General features: G+C 71.4%; 23 protein-coding genes. 15 read left to right on the top strand and 8 right to left on the bottom strand.

Annotation, left to right across the window (positions count from 1 at the left end; genetic code table 11):
• Window positions 1–62 precede the first annotated feature (62 nt).
• A complete protein-coding gene (locus tag DDE18_RS16275; RefSeq protein ID WP_116573334.1) occupies window positions 63–977 on the top strand; it encodes an SDR family NAD(P)-dependent oxidoreductase in 915 nt (304 codons plus the stop codon).
• On the opposite strand, the gene ku is transcribed toward DDE18_RS16275, so the two are convergent.
• The gene (ku, locus tag DDE18_RS16270; RefSeq protein ID WP_116573333.1) at window positions 974–1954 is read right to left on the bottom strand and encodes a non-homologous end joining protein Ku; all 981 of its coding nucleotides are present in this window, start codon (window positions 1952–1954) and stop codon (window positions 974–976) included. The genes DDE18_RS16275 and ku overlap by 4 nt on opposite strands.
• A gap of 132 nt (window positions 1955–2086) precedes the next feature.
• Here ku and ligD (DDE18_RS16265) point away from each other — a divergent pair, with 132 nt between their 5' ends.
• The 7 genes from ligD (DDE18_RS16265) to DDE18_RS16235 all read left to right on the top strand — a co-directional run bounded on the left by ligD (DDE18_RS16265) (window position 2087) and on the right by DDE18_RS16235 (window position 9132).
• Window positions 2087–3010 (top strand): non-homologous end-joining DNA ligase, encoded by a 924-nt coding sequence (ligD, locus tag DDE18_RS16265; protein WP_245916770.1) that lies wholly within the window; start codon window positions 2087–2089, stop codon window positions 3008–3010.
• Window positions 3007–3906, top strand: coding sequence for a non-homologous end-joining DNA ligase (ligD, locus tag DDE18_RS16260; protein ID WP_116573331.1), 900 nt, complete (start codon window positions 3007–3009; stop codon window positions 3904–3906). The genes ligD (DDE18_RS16265) and ligD (DDE18_RS16260) overlap by 4 nt, the downstream gene beginning before the upstream one ends.
• 139 nt (window positions 3907–4045) lie before the next feature.
• Window positions 4046–4612: a TasA family protein gene (locus DDE18_RS16255; protein ID WP_116573330.1), complete on the top strand. Its 567-nt coding sequence runs from the start codon at window positions 4046–4048 to the stop codon at window positions 4610–4612.
• A 127-nt stretch (window positions 4613–4739) separates the two neighbouring features.
• Window positions 4740–6566, top strand: a complete 1827-nt coding sequence (locus DDE18_RS16250) for an Ig-like domain-containing protein (RefSeq protein WP_133241248.1) — start codon at window positions 4740–4742, stop codon at window positions 6564–6566.
• A complete protein-coding gene (locus DDE18_RS16245; RefSeq protein WP_245916769.1) occupies window positions 6566–7291 on the top strand; it encodes a response regulator transcription factor in 726 nt (241 codons plus the stop codon). The genes DDE18_RS16250 and DDE18_RS16245 overlap by 1 nt, the downstream gene beginning before the upstream one ends.
• Before the next feature lies 1 nt (window position 7292).
• Window positions 7293–8477: a histidine kinase dimerization/phospho-acceptor domain-containing protein gene (locus DDE18_RS16240; protein ID WP_116573328.1), complete on the top strand. Its 1185-nt coding sequence runs from the start codon at window positions 7293–7295 to the stop codon at window positions 8475–8477.
• An 88-nt stretch (window positions 8478–8565) separates the two neighbouring features.
• The gene (locus DDE18_RS16235; RefSeq protein ID WP_116573327.1) at window positions 8566–9132 is read left to right on the top strand and encodes a signal peptidase I; all 567 of its coding nucleotides are present in this window, start codon (window positions 8566–8568) and stop codon (window positions 9130–9132) included.
• A 7-nt stretch (window positions 9133–9139) separates the two neighbouring features.
• Here the strand turns inward: DDE18_RS16235 and DDE18_RS16230 are convergent, their stop codons facing one another.
• The 3 genes from DDE18_RS16230 to DDE18_RS16220 all read right to left on the bottom strand — a co-directional run bounded on the left by DDE18_RS16230 (window position 9140) and on the right by DDE18_RS16220 (window position 11043).
• Window positions 9140–10309, bottom strand: coding sequence for a carboxylate-amine ligase (locus DDE18_RS16230; protein ID WP_116573326.1), 1170 nt, complete (start codon window positions 10307–10309; stop codon window positions 9140–9142).
• A gap of 86 nt (window positions 10310–10395) precedes the next feature.
• Window positions 10396–10761 carry a hypothetical protein gene (locus DDE18_RS16225; protein WP_116573325.1) on the bottom strand — a complete coding sequence of 122 codons (366 nt, stop codon included), beginning with the start codon at window positions 10759–10761 and terminating at the stop codon, window positions 10396–10398.
• A gap of 12 nt (window positions 10762–10773) precedes the next feature.
• Window positions 10774–11043, bottom strand: coding sequence for a DUF1876 domain-containing protein (locus DDE18_RS16220; protein ID WP_116573324.1), 270 nt, complete (start codon window positions 11041–11043; stop codon window positions 10774–10776).
• Window positions 11044–11247: 204 nt separating this feature from the next.
• Between DDE18_RS16220 and ppdK the strand changes: the two genes are divergently transcribed.
• Entirely contained in the window at window positions 11248–13989 is a 2742-nt protein-coding gene (ppdK, locus tag DDE18_RS16215; protein ID WP_116573323.1) for a pyruvate, phosphate dikinase, read from the top strand.
• Between the two features lie 96 nt (window positions 13990–14085).
• Window positions 14086–14367 (top strand): Fe-S cluster assembly protein HesB, encoded by a 282-nt coding sequence (locus tag DDE18_RS16210; protein ID WP_116573322.1) that lies wholly within the window; start codon window positions 14086–14088, stop codon window positions 14365–14367.
• 66 nt (window positions 14368–14433) lie between these two features.
• Here the strand turns inward: DDE18_RS16210 and DDE18_RS16205 are convergent, their stop codons facing one another.
• From DDE18_RS16205 to DDE18_RS16190, 4 genes are read right to left on the bottom strand one after another with little or no spacing between them, the layout of a single operon-like run.
• Window positions 14434–15786 carry an NAD-dependent succinate-semialdehyde dehydrogenase gene (locus tag DDE18_RS16205; protein ID WP_116573321.1) on the bottom strand — a complete coding sequence of 451 codons (1353 nt, stop codon included), beginning with the start codon at window positions 15784–15786 and terminating at the stop codon, window positions 14434–14436.
• Window positions 15786–16550 (bottom strand): amino acid ABC transporter ATP-binding protein, encoded by a 765-nt coding sequence (locus tag DDE18_RS16200; protein WP_116573320.1) that lies wholly within the window; start codon window positions 16548–16550, stop codon window positions 15786–15788. The genes DDE18_RS16205 and DDE18_RS16200 overlap by 1 nt, the downstream gene beginning before the upstream one ends.
• A complete protein-coding gene (locus tag DDE18_RS16195) occupies window positions 16547–17470 on the bottom strand; it encodes an amino acid ABC transporter permease (protein ID WP_211754586.1) in 924 nt (307 codons plus the stop codon). The genes DDE18_RS16200 and DDE18_RS16195 overlap by 4 nt, the downstream gene beginning before the upstream one ends.
• Before the next feature lie 11 nt (window positions 17471–17481).
• Entirely contained in the window at window positions 17482–18408 is a 927-nt protein-coding gene (locus tag DDE18_RS16190) for an ABC transporter substrate-binding protein (RefSeq protein WP_116573319.1), read from the bottom strand.
• 188 nt (window positions 18409–18596) lie between these two features.
• On the opposite strand from DDE18_RS16190, the gene DDE18_RS16185 reads away from it, so the two are divergent.
• Genes DDE18_RS16185 through DDE18_RS16165 form a run of 5 tightly spaced genes read left to right on the top strand, consistent with a single transcriptional unit; the run spans window position 18597 to window position 24315 of the window.
• The gene (locus tag DDE18_RS16185; RefSeq protein WP_116573318.1) at window positions 18597–19178 is read left to right on the top strand and encodes a helix-turn-helix domain-containing protein; all 582 of its coding nucleotides are present in this window, start codon (window positions 18597–18599) and stop codon (window positions 19176–19178) included.
• A gap of 25 nt (window positions 19179–19203) precedes the next feature.
• Window positions 19204–20205: an agmatinase gene (gene speB, locus DDE18_RS16180; protein ID WP_116573317.1), complete on the top strand. Its 1002-nt coding sequence runs from the start codon at window positions 19204–19206 to the stop codon at window positions 20203–20205.
• Entirely contained in the window at window positions 20202–21842 is a 1641-nt protein-coding gene (locus DDE18_RS16175; protein WP_116573316.1) for a thiamine pyrophosphate-binding protein, read from the top strand. The genes speB and DDE18_RS16175 overlap by 4 nt, the downstream gene beginning before the upstream one ends.
• On the top strand, window positions 21839–22627 hold the full coding sequence (locus DDE18_RS16170) for a carbon-nitrogen hydrolase family protein (RefSeq protein WP_116573315.1): 789 nt from the start codon (window positions 21839–21841) through the stop codon (window positions 22625–22627). Before DDE18_RS16175 ends, DDE18_RS16170 begins: the two co-directional genes overlap by 4 nt.
• Window positions 22624–24315, top strand: coding sequence for a flavin monoamine oxidase family protein (locus tag DDE18_RS16165; protein ID WP_116573314.1), 1692 nt, complete (start codon window positions 22624–22626; stop codon window positions 24313–24315). Before DDE18_RS16170 ends, DDE18_RS16165 begins: the two co-directional genes overlap by 4 nt.
• The last annotated feature ends 5 nt before the right edge of the window (window positions 24316–24320 follow it).

Below are 24320 nucleotides of genomic sequence, written 5' to 3'. Positions count from 1 at the left end.
GACGGGGCCACCGGTCGCCTGGAGCTCACCGGCGTCCTTCCCCGACGGGCTAGCCTCGGCCCGTGACTTCGCCGCTTCTCCAGACCCCTCGCGCCCGCGTCGCCCGGCTCACCCGCGCCCTGCGCCACGCGCCCAGCCCGCTCTACAGGCGGACGGTGCTGATCACCGGTGCCAGCTCGGGCATCGGCGAGGCCACCGCATACGCCGCGGCGCGGCGCGGCGCGCACGTGCTCCTCGCCGCCCGGCGGGCCGACGAGCTGGAGCGGGTGCGGCACGCGATCCTCGAGAGCGGGGGCCGTGCCACGGCGTACGTCGTGGACCTCACCGACGGCGAGGCGATCGACGCCCTGGTGGCCCAGCTGCTCGATGAGCACGGTGCGGTGGACTACCTCGTCAACAACGCCGGCCGGTCGATCCGCCGGTCGCTGGAGCTCACGCACGACCGCTTCCACGACTTCGAGCGGATGATGGCGGTCAACTACCTCGGGCCCGTGCGGCTGACGATGGGGCTGCTCCCGGCGATGCGGGCGCAGCGCTTCGGCCACGTGGTCAACATCGTGACCTGGGGCAACCAGATCAAGGCGCCCAAGTTCGCGGCGTACATCGCCGCGAAGTCGGCCCTCGACGTCTTCGGCCGGATCCTGGGGCGGGAGGCGTTCTTCGACAACGTCACGTGCACCAACATGCGGGTCGCGATCGTGCGGACGCCGATGATCGGCCCGACCGAGGCCTACGACGGGCGGGGCGAGAGCGCGGAGGAGTGCGCCGAGCGGGTGGTGCGTGCGCTGGAGGACCGGCCGATCACCATCAACGGGGCGTTCGGCAGCTTCTACGAGGTCTTCAACCTGGTGACGCCGAGGCTCGCCGACCTGGTGATGGCGGTCGCCCATCGGCGGGTGTCCGACTCGGCAGCGGCGCGCGGCGCCCTGGAGCGGGAGCCGGTGGAGGAGGAGCCCGCCGCCTCGGCCGCGGGCTAGCTGGCCTTCTTCTTCGCGGGCGCCTTCTTGGCGGTCTTCCTGGCCGCGGCCTTCTTCGCCGGAGCCTTCTTCGCCGGAGCCTTCTTCGCAGGAGCCTTCTGCGCCGTGCTCTGCTTGGCAGTGGCCCTCTTCGCTGGGGCCTCTTCCTCCTCGGCCTCCTCGGCCTCCTCGGCCTCCTCCGCCGGGGCCTCGCCGCGGGCCTCCTTGGCTGCAGCCACCGAGCGCTGCAGCGCGGCGAGCAGGTCGACGACCTCGCCGGAGGTCTTGGTGGTGGCGGCGGTCTTCTTGACCTCGCCGCCCTCGACCTTGGCCGTGACGAGCGCCTCCACGGCCTCGGCGTAGTCGTCCTCGAACTCCGAGGGCTCGAAGTCGCCGGCGAGCGTCTCGACGAGCATGTGCGCCATCTTGACCTCGGCGTCCTTGACCTCGCCTGTCTCCACCGAGAAGTCGGGGGTGCGGACCTCGTCGGGCCACATCATGGTCTGGAGGACGATCACGTCCCCATTGTCCGTTGAGCGCACCCGCAGCACGGCCACCGTCGTGCGCTGGCGCAGCGCGACGGTGACGACGGCCATCCGGTCGGCGTCGAGCAGCGCCTGCCGCAGCAGGGCGTAGGGCTTGGCGCCCGACTTCTCCGGCTCGAGGTAGTAGCTCTTCTCGAAGAGCATCGGGTCGATCTGGTCGCTGGGCACGAACTTCTCGACCGCGATCTCCCGCGACGAGGTCGACGGCAGCTGTGCCATGTCCTCGTCGGTGAGGATGACCATCTCGCCGTCCTCGGTCTCGTAGCCCTTGGCGATGTCGGCGTAGGGCACCTCCTCGCCGTCGAGCGAGCAGATGCGCTGGTAGCGGATGCGCCCGCCGTCCTTCGCGTGCACCTGCCGGAACGAGACGTCGTGGCTCTCCGTCGCCGCGTAGACCTTCACGGGCACGTTGACCAGGCCGAACGAGACGGAGCCCTTCCAGATCGCACGCATGGTCGAGACGATACTCCGCCGCCTCGCCCGGGCGGCAGCATCACACGAACGGCCCCCAGGCCAGTTTCCCGTCCTGGGTGGAGGCCGCACGCGAGTCGTGGGGCCTCCGGCAGACTGACCCCTATGCGTCCCATGCTGGCCACACGCGGCCACCAGGTGCCGACGGGCAGCGAGTGGCTGCACGAGGTGAAGTGGGACGGCATCCGGCTCCTCATCGACCTGCGCGCCGACGGCTCGATGCGGCTGACGAGCCGCAACGAGAACGACGTCACGATCGCCTATCCCGAGCTGGCCGGCCTCGCGCAGGGCCGCGACATGCTGCTCGACGGTGAGGTGGTCGCCTTCCGCGAGGGCGTCCCGACCTTCGCCGCGATCGCCGACCGGATGCACGTGCGCGACGTCCGCAAGCTGGAGCGCATCGCCCGCACCAACCCCGTGACGCTGCTGGTCTTCGACCTCCTTCGCCTGGACGCCGAGGACCTCACCGGCCTCCCGCTGGTCGAGCGCCGCACCAGGCTGGAGGCGCTCGGCCTGGTCGACGAGCGGTGGCAGGTGCCTGCGGCCTACGACGACGGCCAGATGCTGCTGCAGGCCACCGACGAGCAGGGGCTGGAGGGCATCGTGTCCAAGCGCCGGGACTCGCGCTACGTCTTCGGGGCGCGGACGCCGCACTGGCTGAAGTTCCCGCACCGGCGGCGTACGTCGTGGGTCGTCGGCGGCTGGCGGCTGGAGACGGACTCGACGAGCCGGCTCGGCGCGCTGCTGGTCGGGCAGCCGACGCCCGACGGGCTGCGCTTCATGGGACGGGTGGGCAGCGGCATCGCCGGGAAGGGCGGCCAGTCGCTGCTGGAGCTGCTGCTGCCGCTCGCCCGGGAGACGAGCCCGTTCGTCGACGAGGTGCCGCGCGTGGACGCACTCGGCACTCGGTGGGTGGAGCCGCGTCTCGTCGTCGACGTGGAGTCGCTCGGCCTGTCCGGGCAGGGACGCCTCCGGCAGCCCTCCTACCGCGGCGTACGCACCGACCTGACCCCCGCGGACCTGGAGACCCAGTCATGACCGAGATGCACGTCGAGGTCGAGGGCCGCACCCTGAAGATCAGCAACCTCGACAAGGTGCTCTATCCCCAGACCGGCACCACCAAGGGCGAGGTGCTGCACTACTACGCACAGGTCGCGCCGGTGCTGCTGCCGCACCTGCAGGGCCGCGCCGTGACCCGGATCCGCTGGCCGCACGGCGTGCAGGCAGGAAGCTTCTTCGAGAAGAACGCGCCCGCCGGCACGCCGTCGTGGGTGCGCACGGCCGAGGTGCCGACGACGGGCAGCCGGTCGGGCAAGGGGGATGACACGATCCGCTTCCCGGTCTGCGACGACCTCGCGACGCTGACCTGGCTGGTCAACCTGGCCGCGCTCGAGCTGCACGTCCACCAGTGGCAGGTCACCCAAGCCGGCAGGCCCCGCAAGCCCGACCGCCTCGTCATCGACCTCGACCCGGGCGAGCCGGCGGGGCTGCACGAGTGCTGCCGGGTCGCGCTGCTGGTGCGCGACGCGCTGGGGGAGCGCGGCCTGGACTGCAGCCCGGTGACGAGCGGGAGCAAGGGTCTCCACCTGTACGCCGCGCTCCCGCGCCGCCTCGACAGCGACGGCACCACCGAGCTGGCCAGGGAGGTGGCCGAGGGCCTGCAGGAGCAGCACCCCAAGCTCGTGACGGCGACGATGACGAAGGCGAAGCGGCCCGGCAAGGTCTTCCTCGACTGGTCGCAGAACGCCGGCTCCAAGACCACCATCTCGCCCTACTCCCTGCGCGGCCGCGAGCGGCCCAGCGTCGCCACCCCGATCACCTGGGACGAGGTCGAGGCAGGGGCCGACGACCCGCTGGGGCTCGACCAGTTCCTCTTCGAGGAGGTCCTGGAGCGGGTCGCCGAGCACGGCGACCTGTTCTTCCCGGGGCACTGAGCCAGCGCCGGCTTCGGGCGTGCGGCCGAAGCCGTTACCGAGCCGTGGCTCATAGGTGGCCGCTGTGTGGGCGGCCGTTGTCGCGCTGCTTGGCAGCGTAGGACTCGTCCACCACGCACCACCACCACGGGAGCACCTGATGCACACGACCTCCGACACCACGCGCCGCAAGGTGCTCGTCCCCCTCGCCACCCTGCTCGTCGCCGGCGCCGTCGCGATCGGCTCGGGCGCGACGTTCACGTCGACGTCGACGACGGCCACGGCTGTCACCTCCGGCACGCTGACGCACGCCAACAGCAAGAACGAGCAGACGCTGACGATCGACGACATCAAGCCCGGTGACGTGAAGACCGGCACGCTCACCATCACCAACGACGGGACGCTCGACTCCGAGCTTGCCCTCACCGAGCTCGTCGACGGCACCAACACCTTCGAGACCGGTGTCCTCGACCTGAAGATCACCTCCAGGATCGACGACGCGGCGACCACGACCGTGGTGAACGACGAGTTTGGCGCCCTCCCGGACGGCACTCCCGTCGTCATCGGCGACCTCCCGGTCGACTCCGTCGCGACGCTGACCTTCACCGTCTCGCTGGACGCCTCCGCCGGCAACGCCAACCAGGGCAAGTCCGCGAGCGCCACCTTCTCGTGGGTCACCACGCAGAAGAACGACAGCTCGACGGTGGCCTGGCTGCCGTTCGCCTGACCTACGGGGGCGCCGCCATGGGGTCGGCGCCCCCAGCCCCTGTGGTGGGGAGTGAGCTGCCCGGCCGGCGTCCCGAGCGTCGGCCGGGCGTCCGCCCCATTTCGCACGTCCGAGAGGAGAGGATCCGATGAGCGCTCGAGCCGCCGCAACCGTGCTGCTGGCCGCGCTCTGCGCGTGTGCGCTCTCGGTGCAGTCCTTCTCCTCCGCCGCCTTCACCAGCACATCCCGGGCCACCTCCACGGTCACCGCCGCATCCGACTGGACGCCGCCCAGCGTGTCCGTCACCAGCCCGTCGACCGGGCAGATCGTCGCGGGGCAGGTCACCGTGACCGCCGCAGCCTCGGACGCCAGGTCAGCGGTCGCCTCCGTGCGCATCGACGTCGCCGTCGCCGGCAGCCCGAGCTGGCAGCCGCTGTGCACCGACAGCACCGCGCCCTACTCCTGCGCGTGGAGCACGACCTCGGGGACCTACCCCGACGGCGACCACGACCTCCGCGCGACCGCCACCGACACCGTCGGCCTCTCGGCCACCTCGGCCGCCGTCACCACCCGGGTCGCCAACTCCGCGGGCGTCGTGCTGGGCTCCGTGCCGTCGGCCTTCCGCAGCACCCTCGTCCTCGAGGCGACCGTGGTCGGCACCGGCCTCGTCCCCGCCACGACCCTCTCCTTCCAGTACCGGATGTCGCCGTCGGGCAGCTGGACCACCATCACGGGCTGCACGCGGTCGCTCGTCACGACGGCGACGTGCACCTGGGCCCCGACGGGTGCCGCCGAGGTGTACGACGTGCGCGCGGTCGCCGTCGTCGGGGCCACCACCTACACGGACAACGAGGCCGCGATCCAGTTCGACCCCACCCCGCCCACCGTGATGTTGACCGTGCCGGCGGGCACCGTATACGGCACGGCCCAGCTCACCGCCACGGCGACCGACGACGGCTCGGGGGTGGCCGGGATCGTGTTCGAGTACCGTCGCACGGGGACCGCCGGATGGACGGCCTGCGGCACCGACAGCGAGCCCGCCTACACCTGCGCGCTCAACACCACGACCCTGGTCAACGGCGCGACCTACGAGTTCCGTGCGACGGCGACCGACGTGGCGGGCAACGCCACGACGACGCCCGAGCAGAGCCGGGTCGTGGACAACCGGGAGGCGACGGTGGCCATCACCGGCCCGGGCGGTGGCGATGCCTTGCGCGGCACCGTCGCGGTGACCGCGGACGCGTTCGCACCCGTGGCCCCCACGAGTCTCCAGACGCCCACGGTGCACGTCGAAGTGCGCCCCGCCGGTGGTGGCGTGTGGACCGTGGTCTGCACGGACCCCACGGCGCCGTACGCCTGCCCCTGGGACACCACGACGGTGGCGGCCGGCTCCTACGAGCTGCGCGCGGTCCTCGACCAGCCCACCGGTCCCGACGTCGTGTCCGCGGTCGTGCTCGTGACGGTGGACAACTCGCCCCTGAGGGCCGTGGACGTGGCCGCCACGAACGGGGGCACCTCGGGCTACGTCGACGCGGGCGACCAGATGGTGCTCACCTACTCGGCCGACGTGGCCCTCGGCACGGTCAAGGCGGGCTGGACCGGTGCGGCCACCCCGGTGAACCTCACCTTCGAGGACAAGAGCGTCGCCGGCGGCGCCATCGCCGGCCACGACCGGGTGCGCTTCGCCGACGCCCACCTGGGACAGGTCGCCTTCGTGCAGGACTACGTCCGCGCCAACAGGACCGTCGGGTTCACCGGCACGATGACCGCGTCCACCGTAGTGGTCGACGGCGTCACCGTCACTGTGGTGGCCGTGACCATCGGCGCGCCGACCGGGTCGAACGCCCAGCTCCGCAGCAGCACCGTCACTGGAGCGATGCGCTGGACCCCCTCCGCGTCGGCCACCACCCCCACCGGGAGTGCCTGCTCCGTCGCCCCGGCCACCGAGACCGGCGCCCGGGACAAGGACCTCTGATGACCCAGCTGCTGGAAGACCTCGGCCCTATGCTCGGGCCCATGGTGCACCGCGTGCTGCTGGTGGAGGACGAGGCCGACATCGCTCTGCCGCTCGTGCGGACGCTCGAGCGCGAGGGCTATGGCGTCAGCTGGGCCGACTCCGGCCGCAGTGCCCTCGACCACCTCGACTCCCACGACACCGACCTGGTCATCCTCGACCTGGGCCTTCCCGACATGGACGGTCTCGACGTCTGCCGCGCGGCGAGGGAGAGCGGCTATGACGGCGGCATCATGATCGTCACCGCCCGGGCCGGTGAGCTCGACCGCGTGGTCGGCCTGGACTACGGCGCGGACGACTACCTCTCCAAGCCGTTCGGGCTGGCCGAGCTCCAGGCCCGAGTGCGGGCCCTGCTGCGCCGCAGCCAGCGCGCCGAGGCACCGTCGGAGGTGACTGCCTCGGGCCTGCGCATCGACTCAGGGGCCCGCCGGGCGTTCGTAGGTGGCGACGAGGTCGTCCTGACGGCCAAGGAGTTCGACGTGCTGGCTCTGCTCGCGGGCCACCGGGACAAGGTGGTCACCCGCGAGCAGCTGATGAGCGAGGTCTGGGACGAGAACTGGTTCGGCTCCACCAAGACCCTCGACGTGACGATCGGCCGCCTGCGCAGCAAGCTCGAGGCGGCCGGGTCGGCCCCGCGGGTGGTCGCCATCCGGGGCGTGGGCTTCCGGCTCGAGACCGGCGGGTGACGTGCGCCAGCGGCTGACCCTCGCCTTCGTCGGCCTGGCCCTCGTCATCCTCTCGAGCGCCGGCGTGGTGCGGGCCTTCACGATCGCCGACGTGACACGTGACTCGGAGCTGAACCACCTCGGCTTCGACACGCGGCTGATCGCCCACGTGGTCGAGGATCGGCAGGTCGAAGGCCCGCTCACCTCCGGCGACGTCGAGCCCCTGGTCCGCGACGCGACCCGGGTGACCGTGGAGGTCCCCGGCGCTGCGCCGCTCGTCGTCGAGGGTGCCGGCTTCGACGACGCGGCTCTCGCTGATCCGTTGCGCGTGCGCGAGACCGTGGGGGAGACCACGGTGACCGCGGTCCGGTCGGGGCGCATCGTCAGCGAGCTGGTGCGGCAGAAGATCGGCTCGCTCACCGCCCTGATCCTGTCCCTGCTCGCCCTGTCCGGAGTGGTCGGCTTCCTGCTGGCCCGGGCGCTGTCCCGGCCGTTCACGCAGCTGGCCAACGGCGCCGCCGCGCTCGGCCGGGGCCGGTTCGACCTCGACCTGCCGAGGTCGCGCATCCCCGAGGTGGCTGCCGTCGCCGACGCCCTCCGCGCCGGCGCCGCCCGCCTCGAGGAGTCCATCCGGCGCGACCGGGAGGCCCTGCAGCATGCCTCCCACGCGATCCGGACGCCGTTGACAACCATGCGTCTCGAGCTCGAGCAGCTGACCCAGCGCGACGACCTCGACGACGACGTACGGCGCACGGCCGGGGTCTGCGTGGAGGAGATCCTGCGCGTCGACGGCACCGTCGCCGAGCTGCTGGGCGCGGCCCGCGGGCGCAGCCTGGTCGCCGGTGCCGAGGTCAGCCTGCGCGACCTGGGCACCTCGGTGGCCCAGCGGTGGAGCGAGGAGCTCCCCGACTCGCGCACCGTGACGGCCTTCGTCGACTCCGGCGCCGACCTCACGTTCACCCCCGGGCCGGTCGAGCAGCTGCTCGACACGGTGCTCCGCGACCTCGCGCATCGGACCACCGGTCCGGTGACGCTCAGGTTCGCGGGGCACGACGAGCACCTCAGGATCACGGTCACCAGCGGCCCGTCGAGACCCGGCGACGCGGTCACGGACGAGTCCGTGCAGACGATCGCGGGCGTGCTCGGCGGCAGGGTCAGGGGCGACGCCACGGACGGTTCGCTGGAGATCCTGCTCCCGCGACGATGAGGCGACGAGGACGGGTCGGGCGAGCTGTTACCGACCGCTGGCCCGGACGTGGACGCCGCGTGGACCGCGTCGGCCTACCGTCGTAGCCATGAGCATCGACGTCACCCCCCGCGGCAACCGGCGCTCCCGGCAGCTCCGGCGTCGGCTGCTCGACACCGCGTGCATCCTCGTCACCCTGCTTGCGCTCGCCTTCATCCTGCCGAGCGCCTTCGGGCTGTCGCGCTACGTCATCACCGGGGGCTCGATGAGCGGGTCGATCGAGCGTGGCTCCGTCGTCTTCGCGGAAGTCGTCCCGGTGGCCGACCTCCAGGTCGGCGACGTGATCACCTACGTGCCGCCGGCCGAGTCGGGCATCGACACACTGGTCACCCACCGCATCATCGCCATGCACGACGGCTCCTTCACCACCAAGGGCGACGCCAACGCCGACGTCGACCCGTGGACCTTCGAGCTCACCGCCGCCACCCAGGCCCGCGTCGTGGCGGATCTCCCCTACCTCGGCTGGCCCTTCATCGCCCTCAGCGACCGGTCGACACGGGTGGTCGTGATCGGCGTGCCGGCGGGGCTCGTCGCCCTGCTGAGCCTGGTCGAGCTGGCCCGCGGCCTGCGGCCGCGGCGTACGCACTCACGGGCGGGCGAGCCGGCGGCGGCCTGAGCCGCGCCTACCGGGCCTCGCGCATCGTCCTGTCGACCAGGTCCTCGACCAGCGCCTCCATGCCGGAGCGCTCGACCAGCGCGCGCTGGCGGTCGCCCTCCAGGGGTGCCGTGACCATCGCGTCGACGACGTCGAGCGGGCCGTCGAGCCCGTCGCCGGCGAGCACCTCACGGGCCTGCGCCACAGCGTCCCGCACGAGCTGGCGCACCGGCTTCATGCGGCCATCGAGGTCGACGATCCGGGCGTCCAGGCCGTGGCGGCCGGCCCGGAAGTCGTTCTCGACGACGACCTCGTGCGGCAGGTCGACCGTCGCCGGCACCTCGACGGCGTGCCGGGCCAGGCCCTGGACCAGCGCGGTGAGCCCCGCCGCCCGGTCGAGGGAGTGCTGGGCGTCCATCACCCGCACCTCCAGCGTGCCCCACCGGGGCTGGGGCCGCAGGTCCCACCAGACATAGGTGTAGTCGGGCACCTCCGCGGCGGCCATCGTCGACTCCGTGACGGCGACGTACTCGTCGTACGAGCGGAGCAGCGGCGGCACCCCGGTGCGCGGATAGGAGCGCTGGATCGCGGCCCGGGCCGACGCGAGCCCGGAGTCGATGCCGTGCCAGTACGGCGAGCTGGCGGCGAGGGCGCGGAAGAGCGGCAGCCGGTTGCGCAGGCCGCGGTAGGCCGTGATCGCAGCGGCCGGGTCGGGCATCCCGACGTGCACCTGGAAGGCCGACGTCGGCGTGCGGAAGAGCCCGGCGAACTCGGGGACGATCGCGTCGTAGCGCCTCGAGGTGCGGGTGTGTGCCTCGCCGAAGGGGGCGCTGGGATGCACGCCGACGGCCATGGCCAGGGCGCCGGCCCGCTGCACCTCGCCGCGGAGGTGGCGCAGCGAGTCGGCGACGGCGTTGGCGTCCGGGCAGACGATGGTCCCGAACTCGAGCTGGTCGAGGAAGATCTCACCCGAGACGGCCCCGTCCTCATCGAGGCCGTGCCGCAGGCGCCTGACCAGGGCTACGGCCTTCTCGCCCAGCAGGCGGCCCTCGGCGTCGACCAGCAGCAGCTCCTCCTCGGCGCCGACGGTGAAGTCACCGCCGGGCTGCCACGGCGTGATCTCAGCGGCGCGCCGGGCGGCGCGACGCCGGGAGCCGTTGCGACGCCCCGGCGTCGGGGGTGGGGCGATCGTGGTCACATGGCCTCCTGCCGGCGACGGGCCGGGCGGCCACGTTGGTGCGTGGGCGGTACCCAGCCATCAGGGTGCGACACCGGGCCGCGTTGCTAGGACTCCCAGGGTGGGGAGTCGTCCATCTTCGCGTAGTACTTCGCGAGGTGGCTCTTGACGCGGTCGACGTCCTTGTCGGGGAGGTTCACGCCGCCGCGGGCGCCCTCCATCACTCCGGCCGCCGCCATCACGCCGCGCGGCACGGCCTTCAGCTCGCCGCCGACGACGTCGGCGATGAGCAGCTTGTAGGCGGTGAAGTTGCCCTTCTTCTCTGCGTCGTACCAGAGATGCGCGTCGCGGTAGCGCTCGTTGGGCCCGTCCTCTGCGCCAGCCCACTTCCGCACGCGCTTCTCCGCGGCGGCGCCGTCCCACTCGCGGTCACGGTCGGCGAGCGGCAGGTCCTGGAAGCTGGTGACAGCCATGGCTCTGGTGTCTCAGAGCTGGAGCGAGCGGACGGGCACGTGGGTCTTGGACTCGATGTCGTGGGCGGCTGCTGCCAGCAGCTGGTGGGCCAGGTCGGAGAGTGCCCTGGCCGCGGCGAGCTCGTCGCCGATCCGGGGCTCCGACTCGTCGCGCGGGTTGCGTCGGCTCATCCCGTGCCCGCGCAGCTCCATCTTGTTCTCGATGCTCAGTGCCGCGTCGGCGAGGGTGTCGTCCTCGGTCTCGTCCAGCGTCACCTGCACCGTCCAGGTCTTGGTGGTCATGGCTCTCACGTCCTCCGGTGGGGGTCCCTCGCGGGACACCGTCCAGTCTGCGCCCTCGAGGCCTGCTGCCCAACCCCTCTGGCCCGGGTGCTGGCACTTCTCGGGGGCTGATACCGGACGCGAACTCGTGCAACGATGCGGTGCGAGGCCATCGGCCGATCTCTCGGCCTATCGGGCGGCCGGTCCGGAAATGAGGGAAGCGACATGAATCCGTCGGCGAAGAAGCTGGTCTACCACTTCAGCGAAGGTGACAAGGACCAGAAGGACCTGCTCGGGGGCAAGGGCGCGAACCTCGCCGAGATGACGCGGCTGGGCCTTCCGGTCCCTCCGGGCTTCACGATCACGACCGAGGCCTGTCGCCACTACCTCGAGCAGGGACGGGAGCCGGACCAGCTGCGTGTGCAGGTCACCATGGCGCTCCGCCGGCTCGAGGACGAGGTCGGCCGTCGGTTGGGCGACTCGACCGACCCGCTGCTGGTGAGCGTCCGCTCGGGAGCGCGGTACTCCATGCCCGGGATGATGGAGACGGTCCTCAACGTGGGGCTCAACGACCGTTCCGTGCTCGGACTGGTCAAGGCCTCGGGCGACGAGCGGTTCGCGTGGGACTCCTACCGGCGGCTGATCCAGATGTTCGGCAAGACGGTCCTCGGGGTCGACGGGGAGGCGTTCGCCTCCGCCCTCGACGCCGCCAAGGCCCGCAAGGGCGTCGAGACCGACGTCGAGCTCGAGGCCACGGACCTGCAAGCCCTCGTCGAGGAGTTCAAGCAGATCATCGTGAGCCACACCGGGGAGGAGTTCCCCCAGGAGCCGCGCCGCCAGCTGGACCTGGCCACGCGCTCCGTCTTCGACTCCTGGAACACCGACCGCGCGAGGCTCTACCGCCGTCGCGAGCGGATCCCCCATGACCTCGGCACCGCGGTCAACGTCTGCACCATGGTCTTCGGCAACCTCGGCGCCACCTCCGGCACCGGCGTCTGCTTCACCCGCGACCCTGCGACCGGCAAGCCGGGCGTGTACGGCGACTACCTCGCCAACGCGCAGGGCGAGGACGTGGTCTCGGGCATCCGCAACACGCTCTCCCTCGACGACTTCGCCGAGCTCGACCCGGACTCCTACAAGCAGCTGACCAGCATCATGCGACGACTGGAGACGCACTACCGCGACCTCTGCGACATCGAGTTCACGGTCGAGCGCGGCAAGCTGTGGATGCTGCAGACCCGCGTCGGCAAGCGCACGGCGGCCGCGGCTTTCCGGATCGCGACGCAGCTCGTGGACGAGCACCTGATCACCCTGGACGAGGCGCTCGAACGGGTCACCGGCGCCCAGCTGGCGCAGCTGATGTTCCCGCAGTTCGACGCCGACGCCGAGCGCACCCTGCTGACCAAGGGGATGGCTGCCTCCCCGGGTGCTGCCGTCGGCCGGGTGGTCTTCGACTCCGCCACCGCCGTGAAGTGGCAGGCCCGGGGCGAGCGCGTGCTCCTCGTGCGCAAGGAGACCAACCCCGAGGACCTCGAGGGCATGATCGCGGCGACCGGCATCCTGACCAGCCGCGGCGGCAAGACCTCCCACGCAGCCGTGGTGGCCCGCGGCATGGGCAAGACCGCGGTGTGCGGAGCCGAGTCCCTCGAGGTCGACGCCGCCGGACTGGTCGCCACGGCCGGTGGCGTGACGGTCAAGGAGGGCGACGTCCTCTCCATCGACGGCTCCACCGGCGAGGTCTTCGTCGGCGAGCTCGCGGTCGTGCCGTCCCCCGTGGTGCTCTACCTCGAGGAAGGGCTCGACGTCGCACTCGCCAAGGTCGACGAGGGCACCGCCGACGTGGTCCGCGCGGTCGACCGGTTGCTCACCCACGCCGACGGAGTGCGCCGGCTCCGGGTGCGGGCCAACGCCGACACGGGCGCGGACGCCGACCGGGCCCGGCGGATGGGAGCCGAGGGCATCGGGCTGTGCCGCACCGAGCACATGTTCCTGGGCGAGCGCCGGCCCCTCATCGAGCGCGTCGTCCTGGCCGACACCGCCGAGGAGCGCGAGGCGGCGCTGGCCGAGCTGGTGACGCCACAGACCGAGGACTTCGTCGAGCTCCTCACGGCGATGGACGGCCTGCCCACCACGATCCGCCTGCTCGACCCGCCGCTGCACGAGTTCCTGCCGGACCGCGCCGAGCTGATGGTCAAGGTCGCGGTGGCCAAGGAGCGGGGCGAGGAGAACGCGGACGACGAGCGCCTGCTCGCGGCGGTCGAGCGGCTGCACGAGTCCAACCCGATGCTCGGGCTGCGTGGTGTCCGCCTCGGCCTGACCGTGCCGGGGTTGTTCGCCCTGCAGGTGCGCGCGGTGGCCCAGGCCGCGGCCCGGCGGGTGAAGGCGGGCGGCGATCCCCGCCCCGAGATCATGGTGCCGCTGGTCGGCTCGGTGATGGAGCTGCACCTGATCCGCGACGAGGCCGACGCGATCCTCGCCGAGGTCCGGGAGAGCGAGGGCGTGGACCTGCACATCCCGATCGGCACGATGGTCGAGCTGCCCCGCGCTGCCCTCACGGCGTACCGCGTGGCCGAGGCGGCCGACTTCTTCTCGTTCGGCACCAACGACCTCACCCAGACGACCTGGGGCTTCTCCCGAGACGACGTCGAGGCGGCGTTCTTCGCGGCCTACCTCGACAAGGGCGTCTTCACGGTCTCGCCGTTCGAGAGCCTCGACGTCGACGGGGTCGGCCGGCTCGTGGACATCGCGACCCGGGAAGGGCGAGCGACCCGGCCGGGCCTGAAAGTCGGGATCTGCGGGGAGCACGGCGGTGATCCGGAGTCGATCCACTTCTTCCACCGCACCGACGTGGACTATGTCTCCTGCTCGCCCTTCCGCGTCCCGGTGGCCCGGCTCGAGGCCGGTCGCGCGGTGCTAGGGCAACCCGAGGCGCACGCCTCCGACGACGACGAGATCGAGAAGGGCTGAGGACCCTGACCGTGCCGCCGGGGCGTCCGGCGACTTGAGTCCCACGGGCATCCGCGCAAGGGTGGTGGGCGTCCTGCACGCCATCGGAAGGTAGCCATGCTCACCCTCACCGAGAACGCCAGCATGATCGTCAAGGAGATCACGTCCCAGACGGGAGCCGAGGGAGCCGGTCTCCGGATCGCCGCCGACCCCGTCATGGAAGACAGCTTCAGCGTCTCCCCGTCCGAGCACCCGGAGCCCGGCGACCAGGTCGTCGAGCAGGCCGGCGCGACCGTCTTCCTCGAGGACCAGGCCGCACAGGCCCTCAGCGACAAGGTCCTCGACGCGGGCGTCGACGAGGCCGGGAACCTCCAGTTCGCCCTTGGCCAGCAAGCCTGATCCACCAGCTCCGCGCCCGGCCCCGGCTTCACGGGGCCGGGCGCGGTGCTTTCCGCCCGGGCCGTGCTAGCGGACCGTGCGGATGAGCTTCCTGTTCACGAACTCCTCGATGCCGTAGCGGCCGAGCTCACGGCCGAACCCGGAGCTCTTGATGCCGCCGAACGGGAGCTCCGGGCCGTCGAGCAGCACGCCGTTCACGAACACCATGCCCGCCTCGATGCGGTCGGCCACCCGGGCCGCCTGGTCGGGGTCGGTCGTGAACACGTAGGAGCCGAGGCCGTACGGCGTGTCGTTGGCAAGGGTCACCGCCTCCTCCTCAGAGGCGACCCGAAAGACGACGGCCACCGGCCCGAACAGCTCCTCGTGGTAGGCGTCGTTCTCAGGCGTCACGCCGGTCAGCACGCCCGTCGGGTATGCCGCACCGTCCCGCTTGCCGGCGGTCGCGAGGCGGGCGCCCTGCGCCACTGCCCGCGCGACCTGCTCTTCGAGCCGCTCGGCGGCGGCCACCGACGAGAGCGGAGGGACCTCGGCCGCGAGCATCGCTGCCGTGAACCTTTCCAGGAACGCGTGGTAGAGCTCGTCGACCACGATGAAACGCTTGGCGGCGTTGCACGCCTGGCCGCCGTTGTCGAGCCGGGCGGTGACCGCCGCCTCGACTGCGGCTTCCAGGTCGTCGGTGCCGAGCAGCAGGAAGGGGTCGGAACCGCCGAGCTCGAGCACGACCTTCTTCAGGTGGCGGCCGGCCAGCTCCGCCACGGCGGAGCCGGCCCGCTCCGAGCCGGTGAGCGAGACCCCGGCGATCCGCGGGTCGGCGATCGTCGAGGCCACCTGCTCGTTCGTTGCGTAGACGTTGACGTAGGCACCCTCGGGGAAGCCCGCGTCGAGGAACAGCTGCTCCAGCGCCGCCGCTGACTCGGGGCACTGCGGCGCGTGCTTGAGCACGATCGTGTTGCCAGCCGCCAGGTTGGGGCCGGCGAACCGGGCCACCTGGTAGTAGGGGTAGTTCCACGGCATGATCCCCAGCAGCACGCCGTACGGGCTGCGGCGGACCAGTGCGGAGCCCTCCCCGTCGAGCAGCTGGACGGGCTCGTCGACAAGCAGGGCCTCGGCGCGGTCCGCGTAGAACTCGTAGATCGCGGCGGAGAAGTCGACCTCGCCGAGGCCCTCATCGAGCCTCTTGCCCATCTCGCGGGCGATGATCGCGGCGAGCTCCTCGCGACGCTCTCGATGCAGGCGGCTCACGTCGCGCAGCAGGATGCAGCGCTCGGCGACCGTCGTGGCCGGCGTCCAGGTGCGGTAGGCCGCGGCCGCGGACGCGAGCGCGCGCTCGAGGTCGGCGTCCGTGGCCGTCGGATAGGTCCGCAGCACCTGGCCTGTGGCCGGGTCCGTGACGGCGTACGTCGTCGCGGTCGCACTCATCACAGCACCTTCGAGAGGAACGCCTTGGTGCGGGCGTGCTGGGGGTTGCCGATGATGTCGGCGGGCTTCCCGGCCTCGACGACCACTCCATCGTCCATGAAGACCACCGTGTCGGCGACCTCGCGGGCGAAGCCGATCTCATGGGTCACCACGATCATCGTCATCCCCTCACGGGCAAGGTCCTTCATCACGTCGAGGACCTCCCCCACGAGCTCCGGGTCGAGGGCGGACGTGGGCTCGTCGAAGAGCATCAGCTTGGGCTTCATGGCGAGTGCGCGGGCGATGGCGACCCGCTGCTGCTGGCCGCCGGACAGCTGGGCGGGGTAGTTGCCGGCACGCTCGCCCAGTCCGACCCGGTCGAGGAGCTGAAGGGCCCGGTCACGCGCGTCCGTCCTCGACTCCCGACGCACCTGGACCGGGGCTTCCATGACGTTCTCCAGGGCGGTCATGTGTGGGAAGAGGTTGAAGCGCTGGAACACCATGCCGATGTCTCGGCGCTGGGCGGCGACCTCGCTCTCACGCAGCTCGTAGAGCTTGTCACCCTCCTCTCGGTAGCCGATCAGCTCCCCGTCGACCGAGAGACGGCCGGCGTCGATCGTCTCGAGGTGGTTGATGCAGCGGAGGAAGGTCGACTTGCCCGAGCCGGACGGACCCAGCAGGCAGAAGACCTCGCCGTTGGCCACCTCCAGGTCGATGCCCTTGAGCACCTCGACGTGACCGAAGGACTTGTGGACGTTCTCGGCCCTGACCATCGCGGTCGTCATCGGGAGGCTCCTTGCGTGGCGGTGCGTCCAGGACGCAGGTTGGCGTGCAGCCGGGCGGCGAAGCCGGGGCCTGCTGGAGCGCCTTGGGAGGTGCCGCGGGCGAAACGCTGCTCGAGCCGCGACTGGGCGAAGGTCAGCACGGTGGTCAGCACGAGGTACCAGAAGCTGGCGACCAGCAACATCTCGAAGGTGGTGAAGTTCTTGCTGCCGTAGAGCTGGGCCTCCGTGAACAGGTCCTGTGCGCCGATGACCGCGACCAGGGAGGTGGTCTTCAGCATCGTGACGACCTCGTTGCCTGTGGGTGGCACGATGACTCGCATCGCCTGCGGAAGCACGATCCGGCGCATCGTCTTGGTGCTGGTCAGGCCGAGTGCGTGGGCGGCCTCGGTCTGTCCCTTGTCCACCGACAGGATGCCGCCGCGGACGATCTCGGCCATGTACGCCGCCTCGTTCAGGGTCAGCGCCAGCAGCGCGGCCCCGAAGGCGCTGATGAGCGAGTTGGTGTCGGCGCTGATCGGCCCGACGCCGAGCCGCGGGAAGATCAGCCCCAGGTTGAACCACAGCACGATCTGCACGAGCACCGGCGTTCCCCGGAAGAGCCAGAGGTAGGCGCGGCTCACCGTCCGCAGCACGGGGTTGCGCGAGAGCCGCATCACCGCGAGCACCACGCCGAGCACGACGCCGAGCACCATGGACAGGACGGTGAGCTGGATGGTGGTGACCCCACCACGCAGGATGTTGGAGTTGAAGAGGTAGTCGCCGACCACCGGCCACTGGATGTTGTCGTTGGTGGCCACCGTCCAGACGAGGGCCCCGACCAGGGCGACGACGATCGCTGCGGAGATCCACTGACCCGTGCGGCGCACAGGGATGGCCTTGATGGGAGTGGGACGTACCCGCTCCGGGGACGCTGCGGTCATGGTCATCACACTCACGCCGTCGCGCCGTTGATCGTGATGCTGTCGACCGCGCCGCTCTCGAGCCCGTAGTTGGCCAGGATCTCCTCGTAGGTGCCGTTGGCGACCAACTCCTCCAGCGCCGCCTTGAAGGCGTCGCGCAGCTGCGTGTCCTGCTTGGTGAAGACCATGCCGACAGGGGTCGGCAGCAGGGCCTCGGAGTTGGCGATCTCGAACTGGTTGCCGCCGCCGATGGTCGCCGAGTTGTAGGCGCCGACGGCGTCCTGGGTGAACGAGGCCACGTCGCGGCCGCTCTGCACCTGCATCAACGCGTCCTTGTCGCTGGGGAAGGCGTGGATCTCGATCGGGTCACCGGCGCACTCCTTCGCGTTGAACTGGCCGAGCAGCTTCTCCTGGGTCGAGGCCTTGAGGACGGCGACCGGCTTGCCGCACAGGTCGCCGATCCCCTCGATGCCTTCGGGGTTGCCCTTCTTCACCACGATCGACTGGCCGGTCAGGAAGTAGTCGACGAAGTCGTAGACCTGCTCGCGCTCCAAGGTGTCGGTCACAGCTGCGACCACGAGGTCGAAGCGGCCGCCGTCGAGCGCGGTGAGCAGTCCGTCGAAGGCGGTGTGGGAGAACTCGACCTCCACGCCGAGGATCTCGCCCGCGGCCTTGGCCAGGTCGGGGTCCAGACCGACGATCGTGCTGTTGTCGTCGGCGAAGGACTCGAAGGGCGGGTAGAGCGCCTCCGTGCCGATCACCACCTTCCCGGCCTCCTTGATGTCGGCGGGCAGGCTGTCGTGCAGCTTCTGGTCGACCTGCTGGGCGGCTGCGGGCTCGCTGGCACCGGGCGTGGTGGGGGCGGCGTCCCCGCCGGAGCCTCCGCAGGCGGTGAGCAGGGCGCCGGCGGCCGCGGCAGCCAGCCAGGTGAGTCGGCGGGTGGGGGAGTGGCGAGTCATCGGGGCTCCTGGAGGGGATTCGGTGCGACCACCGGGGGATGTGGCCTGCATCACCAGAGAATGACCCCGAAGTTTCTTTCTTGTCAACCCTTGTTTCCTCAGGCGGTCATGGTGTTTCATGTCGGTACGACGTGGCGCCGGTCACGTCCCTCGTGCAAAACAGACCCAGCATCGGAATCGGAGGCTCCATGAGCGCCCAGGCCAAGCAGGACGTGGACCGCGTCAACATCGGCGAGCAGCTCAAGGCAGCCCGAATGGCGCGTCGCAAGACGCTCGCCGAGGTAGCGGACGCCGCCGGCCTCACCAAGGGATTCCTCTCGAAGATCGAGCGTGACCAGGCCAGCGCGTCGGTGGCCTCGCTGATGCGGATCTGCGAGACCCTCGGCCTCTCTGTCGGGGAGCTGTTCAACGCCACGCCGGGCAACGTCGTGCGCCGTGCGCAATACCCCCCGATCAACTTCGGCGGCTCAGGCATGACCGAATACCTCCTCACCCCACACGGGGAGCGTCGTCTGCAGGCCATCCTCAGCGAGATCGAGCCGGGGGGCGGCAGCGGCGACGAGCCCTACAGCCTGCCCGCGGACGTCGAGTTCGTCTTCGTGGTCTCCGGCCGCCTGGCCGTCAACCTCCGCGAGGAGGAGGTCGTCCTGGAAGCGGGGGACACTCTCACCTTCGCGCCGCACGTGCCGCACACCTTCCGTAGTGCGCTCGAGGGACAGAACACCCAGGTCCTGTGGGTCTTCTCGCCAGCACTGCCCGCCCACAGCTGATCCGCTCCCGACACCCGGAGACCCCGTGAACAACCAGCAGCCTTCCCCTGTCGGCCCCGTCGACTCCTCCCGAGTCCCGCGCTACGCCGGCATCGCGACGTTCGCCCGCCTGCCGCGGCTCGAAGACGTGGAGCGCGCCGACATCGCCGTGATGGGCGTGCCCTTCGACACCGGTGTCTCCTACCGGCCCGGCGCCCGGTTCGCGCCGGCCGCGGTGCGCGAGGCCAGCCGCCTGCTGCGGCCCTACCACCCGGACCTCGACGTCGCGCCGTTCGCCTCCCTCCAGGTGGCTGACGCCGGAGACGTGGCCTGCAACCCGTTCGACATCCCGGAGGCGCTCGACGCCGTCCAAGCCAGCGCCGCGACGTTGCTCGACGCGGGCTCCAGGATCGTCACCGTCGGGGGCGACCACACGATCGCGCTTCCGCTGCTGCGCGAGATGCACCGCAAGCACGGCCCCGTCTCGCTGCTCCACTTCGACGCCCACCTCGACACCTGGGACACCTACTTCGGCGCCGACTACACCCACGGCACGCCGTTCCGCCGCGCCTTCGAGGAGGGCCTTCTCGACACGGAGGCGCTCAGCCACGTCGGCATCCGCGGCCCCCTCTACTCCAAGGACGACCTGACCGACGACGCCAGGATGGGCTTCGGCATCGTCACCTCGATGGACGTGATGAACCAGGGCGTCCCCGCCGTTGTCCAGGCCCTGCGCGAGCGGGTCGGCGGCCGCCCGCTCTACATCTCGATCGACATCGACTGCCTCGACCCGGCGCACGCCCCCGGCACCGGCACGCCGGAGGCGGGAGGTATGACCAGTCGCGAGCTGCTCGCCATCCTGCGCGGCCTGGACGGCTGCAACCTGGTCTCCGCCGACGTCGTCGAGGTCGCCCCGGCCTACGACCACGCGGACGTCACCGCCGTCGCCGCCTCGCACGTGGCCTACGAGCTGATCTCGCTGATGGCACGGCAGGGTGCGCCCGAGCCGGTCCCCGCCGGCGCCGCGCGACAGGGGGCACACGGATGAGCGCCGTGGCCCGCCGCGGCGGCGACCTGGTCGTCGAGACCCTTGCAGCCCTGGGCGCGACGACGGTCTTCGGCGAGCCGGGTCAGCATGCCCTCGGCCTCTTCGACGCCCTGTCGCGCAGCAGCCTGCAGTACGCCGGATTCCGCACCGAGCTGGACGCCGCCTTCGCGGCCGACGGCTTCGCCCGCGTCACCGGACGGCCGGCCCCGCTCATGCTCTCCACCGGACCCGGTGCCCTGCAGAGCCTGGCCGCCCTTCAGGAGGCGGCCGCGGCCTCGGTGCCGATCGTGGTGGTCGCCAGCCAGATCCCGTCTGCGGGGCTGGGTGCCCGGCGCCGGGGCTTCCTCCACGAGCTGCGCGACCAGCGGGCCCTCGTGGCCCAGGTCGTCAAGCACGCCGTGCAGGTGCAGAGCCAGTCCCAGATCTCCAGCGCCCTCCAGGAGGCCTGGGAGGTGGCGCTCAGCGCGCCGCACGGACCGGTGTGGGTCGAGGTGCCCCAGGACGTCCTGCTCGCGACGACCACCCTGCCGCGCGTCGAGCCGGTCCCCCCGTCGCCGCGGGTGCTGGCGCCTCGACCCGAGCTCGTCGCCGAGGCGGTGCGGCTGCTCGATGGGGCCGACCGCCCGGCGATCATCGCCGGCGGCGGTGTGGTGCGCTCCGGTGCCGAGGCGGCACTGCTGGAGCTGGCCGAGAGGCTGCGCGCCCCCGTGGTCACGACGTTCGGGGCCAAGGGCGCCTTCCCGTGGGGCCACCCGCTCTCGCTCCAGTCGTGGCTGGAGGACTGGCACACCACCGAGTGCCTCCAGGACGCCGACGTGCTGCTCGTCGTGGGCAGCGGCCTGGGCGAGCTGTCGAGCAACTACCACTCCCTCCGGCCGCGCGGCCGGGTCATCCAGATCGAGGCCGACCTCGGCAAGCTCGAGTCCAATCACGCGGCCCTCGGCGTCCACGCGGACGCACAGCTCACCCTGGAGGCGCTGGCCGGTGCCGTCGCCGCGCACGAGGTCGACGGGGTCGCGGAGAAGCGGGTCGCCGAGGTGCTCGCGCTGGTGGCCGACCGGCTCGCCGGTCAGGACCTCGGCCTCGAGCAGCAGGTCCTCGACGCCGTCCGCGCCGCGCTGCCGGACGACGCACCCAGCTTCTGGGACATGACGATCCTCGCCTACTGGGCCTGGTCGGCCTGGGACGCACGGACCTCGGGCTCGATGCAGTCCGCCCAGGGCGCCGGTGGGCTTGGCTACGGCTTCCCGGCCGCGCTCGGCGCCGCGGTCTCCCGGGCCGGCAGTGGTCCGGTACTGGCGGTCTCGGGTGACGGCGGAGCGATGTACGGCGTGGCCGACCTGGCCACCGCCCGCCAGCTCGGACTCGACGTGACCTGGCTCATCGTCGACGACGGCGGCTACGGCATCCTCCGCGAGTACATGACCGGCGCGTTCGGTGCGGCATACGCCACCGAGCTGGCGCGGCCCGACTTCGTGGCGCTCGCCGAGGCGTTCGACGTGCCCGCCCGCCGGACGACGCCGCAGACGCTTCAGCAGGACCTGGCCGAGGCCCTGGCCACGCCCGGCCCGACCGTCGTCGTGCTGCCCGCGCTGCTGCGGATGTTCGCCCCCACCCACCCGGGGTCGGGCGCATGAGGATCGCCGTGCTCCAGACGGGGCGCGCCGACCTGGACGGGCTTGCTGAGGCCGCCGGCACGGCCTCGGACCGCGGCGCCCGGCTGCTGATCACGCCCGAGATGTTCACCACCGGCTACAACGTGCCCGGTGTGCCGGAGAGGGCGCAGCGGGCGCACGGGGACTGGCTCGACCAGGTGGCCGCGATCGCCCGCAGCGCCGGCATCGCGATCCTGTACGGGTTCCCTGAGCGCGACGGGGACGACGTCTTCAACGCCGCCCAGCTGGTCGATCGCGACGGCACCGTGCTGGCCAAGCACCGCAAGTCCCACCTGTTCGGCGACCTCGACGTCCGCACGTTCACACCTGGCTCCGGCGACCTCGCCGTCGTCGACCTCGACGGCGCGCGGATCGGGATCCTGATCTGCTACGACGTGGAGTTCCCCGAGGCCGTGCGGGCCCTGGCGCTCGCCGGTGCCGACCTGGTCGCGGTCCCCACGGCGCTGATGCGGCCCTACGAGATCGTCGCGCGCACCGTCGTACCGGCGCGAGCGTATGAGAACCAGATGTACGTCGCCTACGCCAACAGGTCCGGCCAGGAGGCCGAGCTGGCGTACTGCGGCGAGAGCTGCGTGGTCGGGCCCGACGGGGCCGACCTCGCCCGTGCAGGCTCCGGTGAAGAGCTGTTGCTGGCCGAGATCGACCCGGCCCGGCTCGCGTCCTCGCGCGCCGCTAACACGCACCTGCGCGACCGTCGCCCCGAGCTCTACGGCGCGCTCACCACGACACAGGAGAACGCGCGATGACTTCTGCCGTGCCCACCACGCCCCAGCACGAGGAGCCCGAGTGCCGGCCGATCACCATGTTCGGCCCCGACTTCCCCTTCGCCTACGACGACTTCGTGAAGAGTCCGCACGGGATCGGCTCGGTCCCCGACGCCGTGCACGGCACCAAGGTGGCCGTGGTCGGAGGTGGGCTGTCCGGGATGCTGGCTGCCCGCGAGCTGCTGCGGATGGGGTTCCAGCCCGTCGTCTACGAGGCCGACCAGATCGGCGGCCGGATGCGGTCGGTGCCGTTCGAGGGTCACCCGGGCGTGGTGGCGGAGATGGGCGCGATGCGCTTCCCGCCCTCGTCGACGACGCTGTTCCACTACCTCGACGAGATGGGCCTCGAGACGCAGCAGTTCCCCAACCCGCTGTGCGAGGCCACGTCGAGCACCGTGGTCGACCTCAAGGGGGAGAGCCACTACGCGCGGACGCTGGCCGACCTCCCCGACGTCTATCGCGAGGTGGCCGAGGCCTGGCAGAAGACGCTGGAGGAGCTCGCCGCGCTGGTGCCGCTGCAGGAGGCGGTCCGGCAGCGCGACGTGCCCCGGCTGAAGGAGATCTGGAACGAGCTGGTCCGGCGCTACGACGACGAGACCTTCTACGGCTTCCTGGCGCGCAGCGTGCCGTTCCAGAGCTTCCGGCTCCGCGAGGTCTTCGGGCAGGTCGGCTTTGGCACCGGCGGCTGGGACACCGACTACCCCAACTCGATCCTCGAGGTCCTGCGCGTCGTGGCGACCGCCGCCGACGACCACCACCTCGGAATCGTGGGTGGCTCCCAGCAGCTGCCGTTGCGGCTCTGGTCGCGGCCGGTGGACGGCGCGGCCCACTGGCCGGAGGGCACGTCGGTGCAGGGCCTCCACGCCGGTGGCGTGCCCCGCGGGCGGGTCACCGGGATCCGCCGCACCGAGCCGCACCGGCTCACCATCACCGACGCCGACGGCAACATTGACACCTATCCGGCCGTCGTCTACACGGCCCAGTCCTGGATGCTGCTCAACAACATCCGCACCGACGAGCGGCTCCTGCCCATCGACCACTGGACCGCCATCGAGCGGACCCACTACATGGGCTCCAGCAAGGTCTTCGTGCTGGTCGACCGGCCGTTCTGGAAGGACATCGACCCGGTGACCGGGCGCGAGGTGATGAGCATGACGCTCACCGACCGGATGAGCCGTGGCACCTACCTGCTCGACCAGGGCGAGGGGCGTCCGGGCCTGATCTGCCTCAGCTACACCTGGGCCGACGACTCGCTCAAGCTGCTGCCGCTGGACGCGCACGAGCGGACCGAGATCATGCTCAACTCGCTGCAGCAGATCTATCCCGACGTCGACATCCGCTCGCACATCATCGCGACGCCCGCCACGGTGACCTGGGAGGCCGAGCACGCGTTCATGGGCGCGTTCAAGGCGAACCTCCCCGGTCACTACCGCTACCAGCAGCGGCTCTACACGCATTTCATGCAGGACCGCCTGCCGGAGCACCACCGCGGTCTGTTCCTCGCCGGCGACGACGTGTCGTGGACGGCCGGGTGGGCCGAGGGAGCCGTGACCACCGCTCTCAACGCCGTCTGGGGTGTGATGCACCACTTCGGCGGCAGCACGGCGCCCGGCAACCCCGGCCCCGGTGACCTCTTCGACGAGATCGCGCCACTTCGGCTCGACGACTGAAGAAA

Origin of the sequence: Nocardioides gansuensis (genome assembly GCF_003076135.1) — a bacterium.
GTDB classification, from domain to species: domain Bacteria; phylum Actinomycetota; class Actinomycetes; order Propionibacteriales; family Nocardioidaceae; genus Nocardioides; species Nocardioides gansuensis.
The sequence above is the reverse complement of the archived record's forward strand: the minus strand, read 5'-3'. Positions and strand labels throughout refer to the sequence as shown.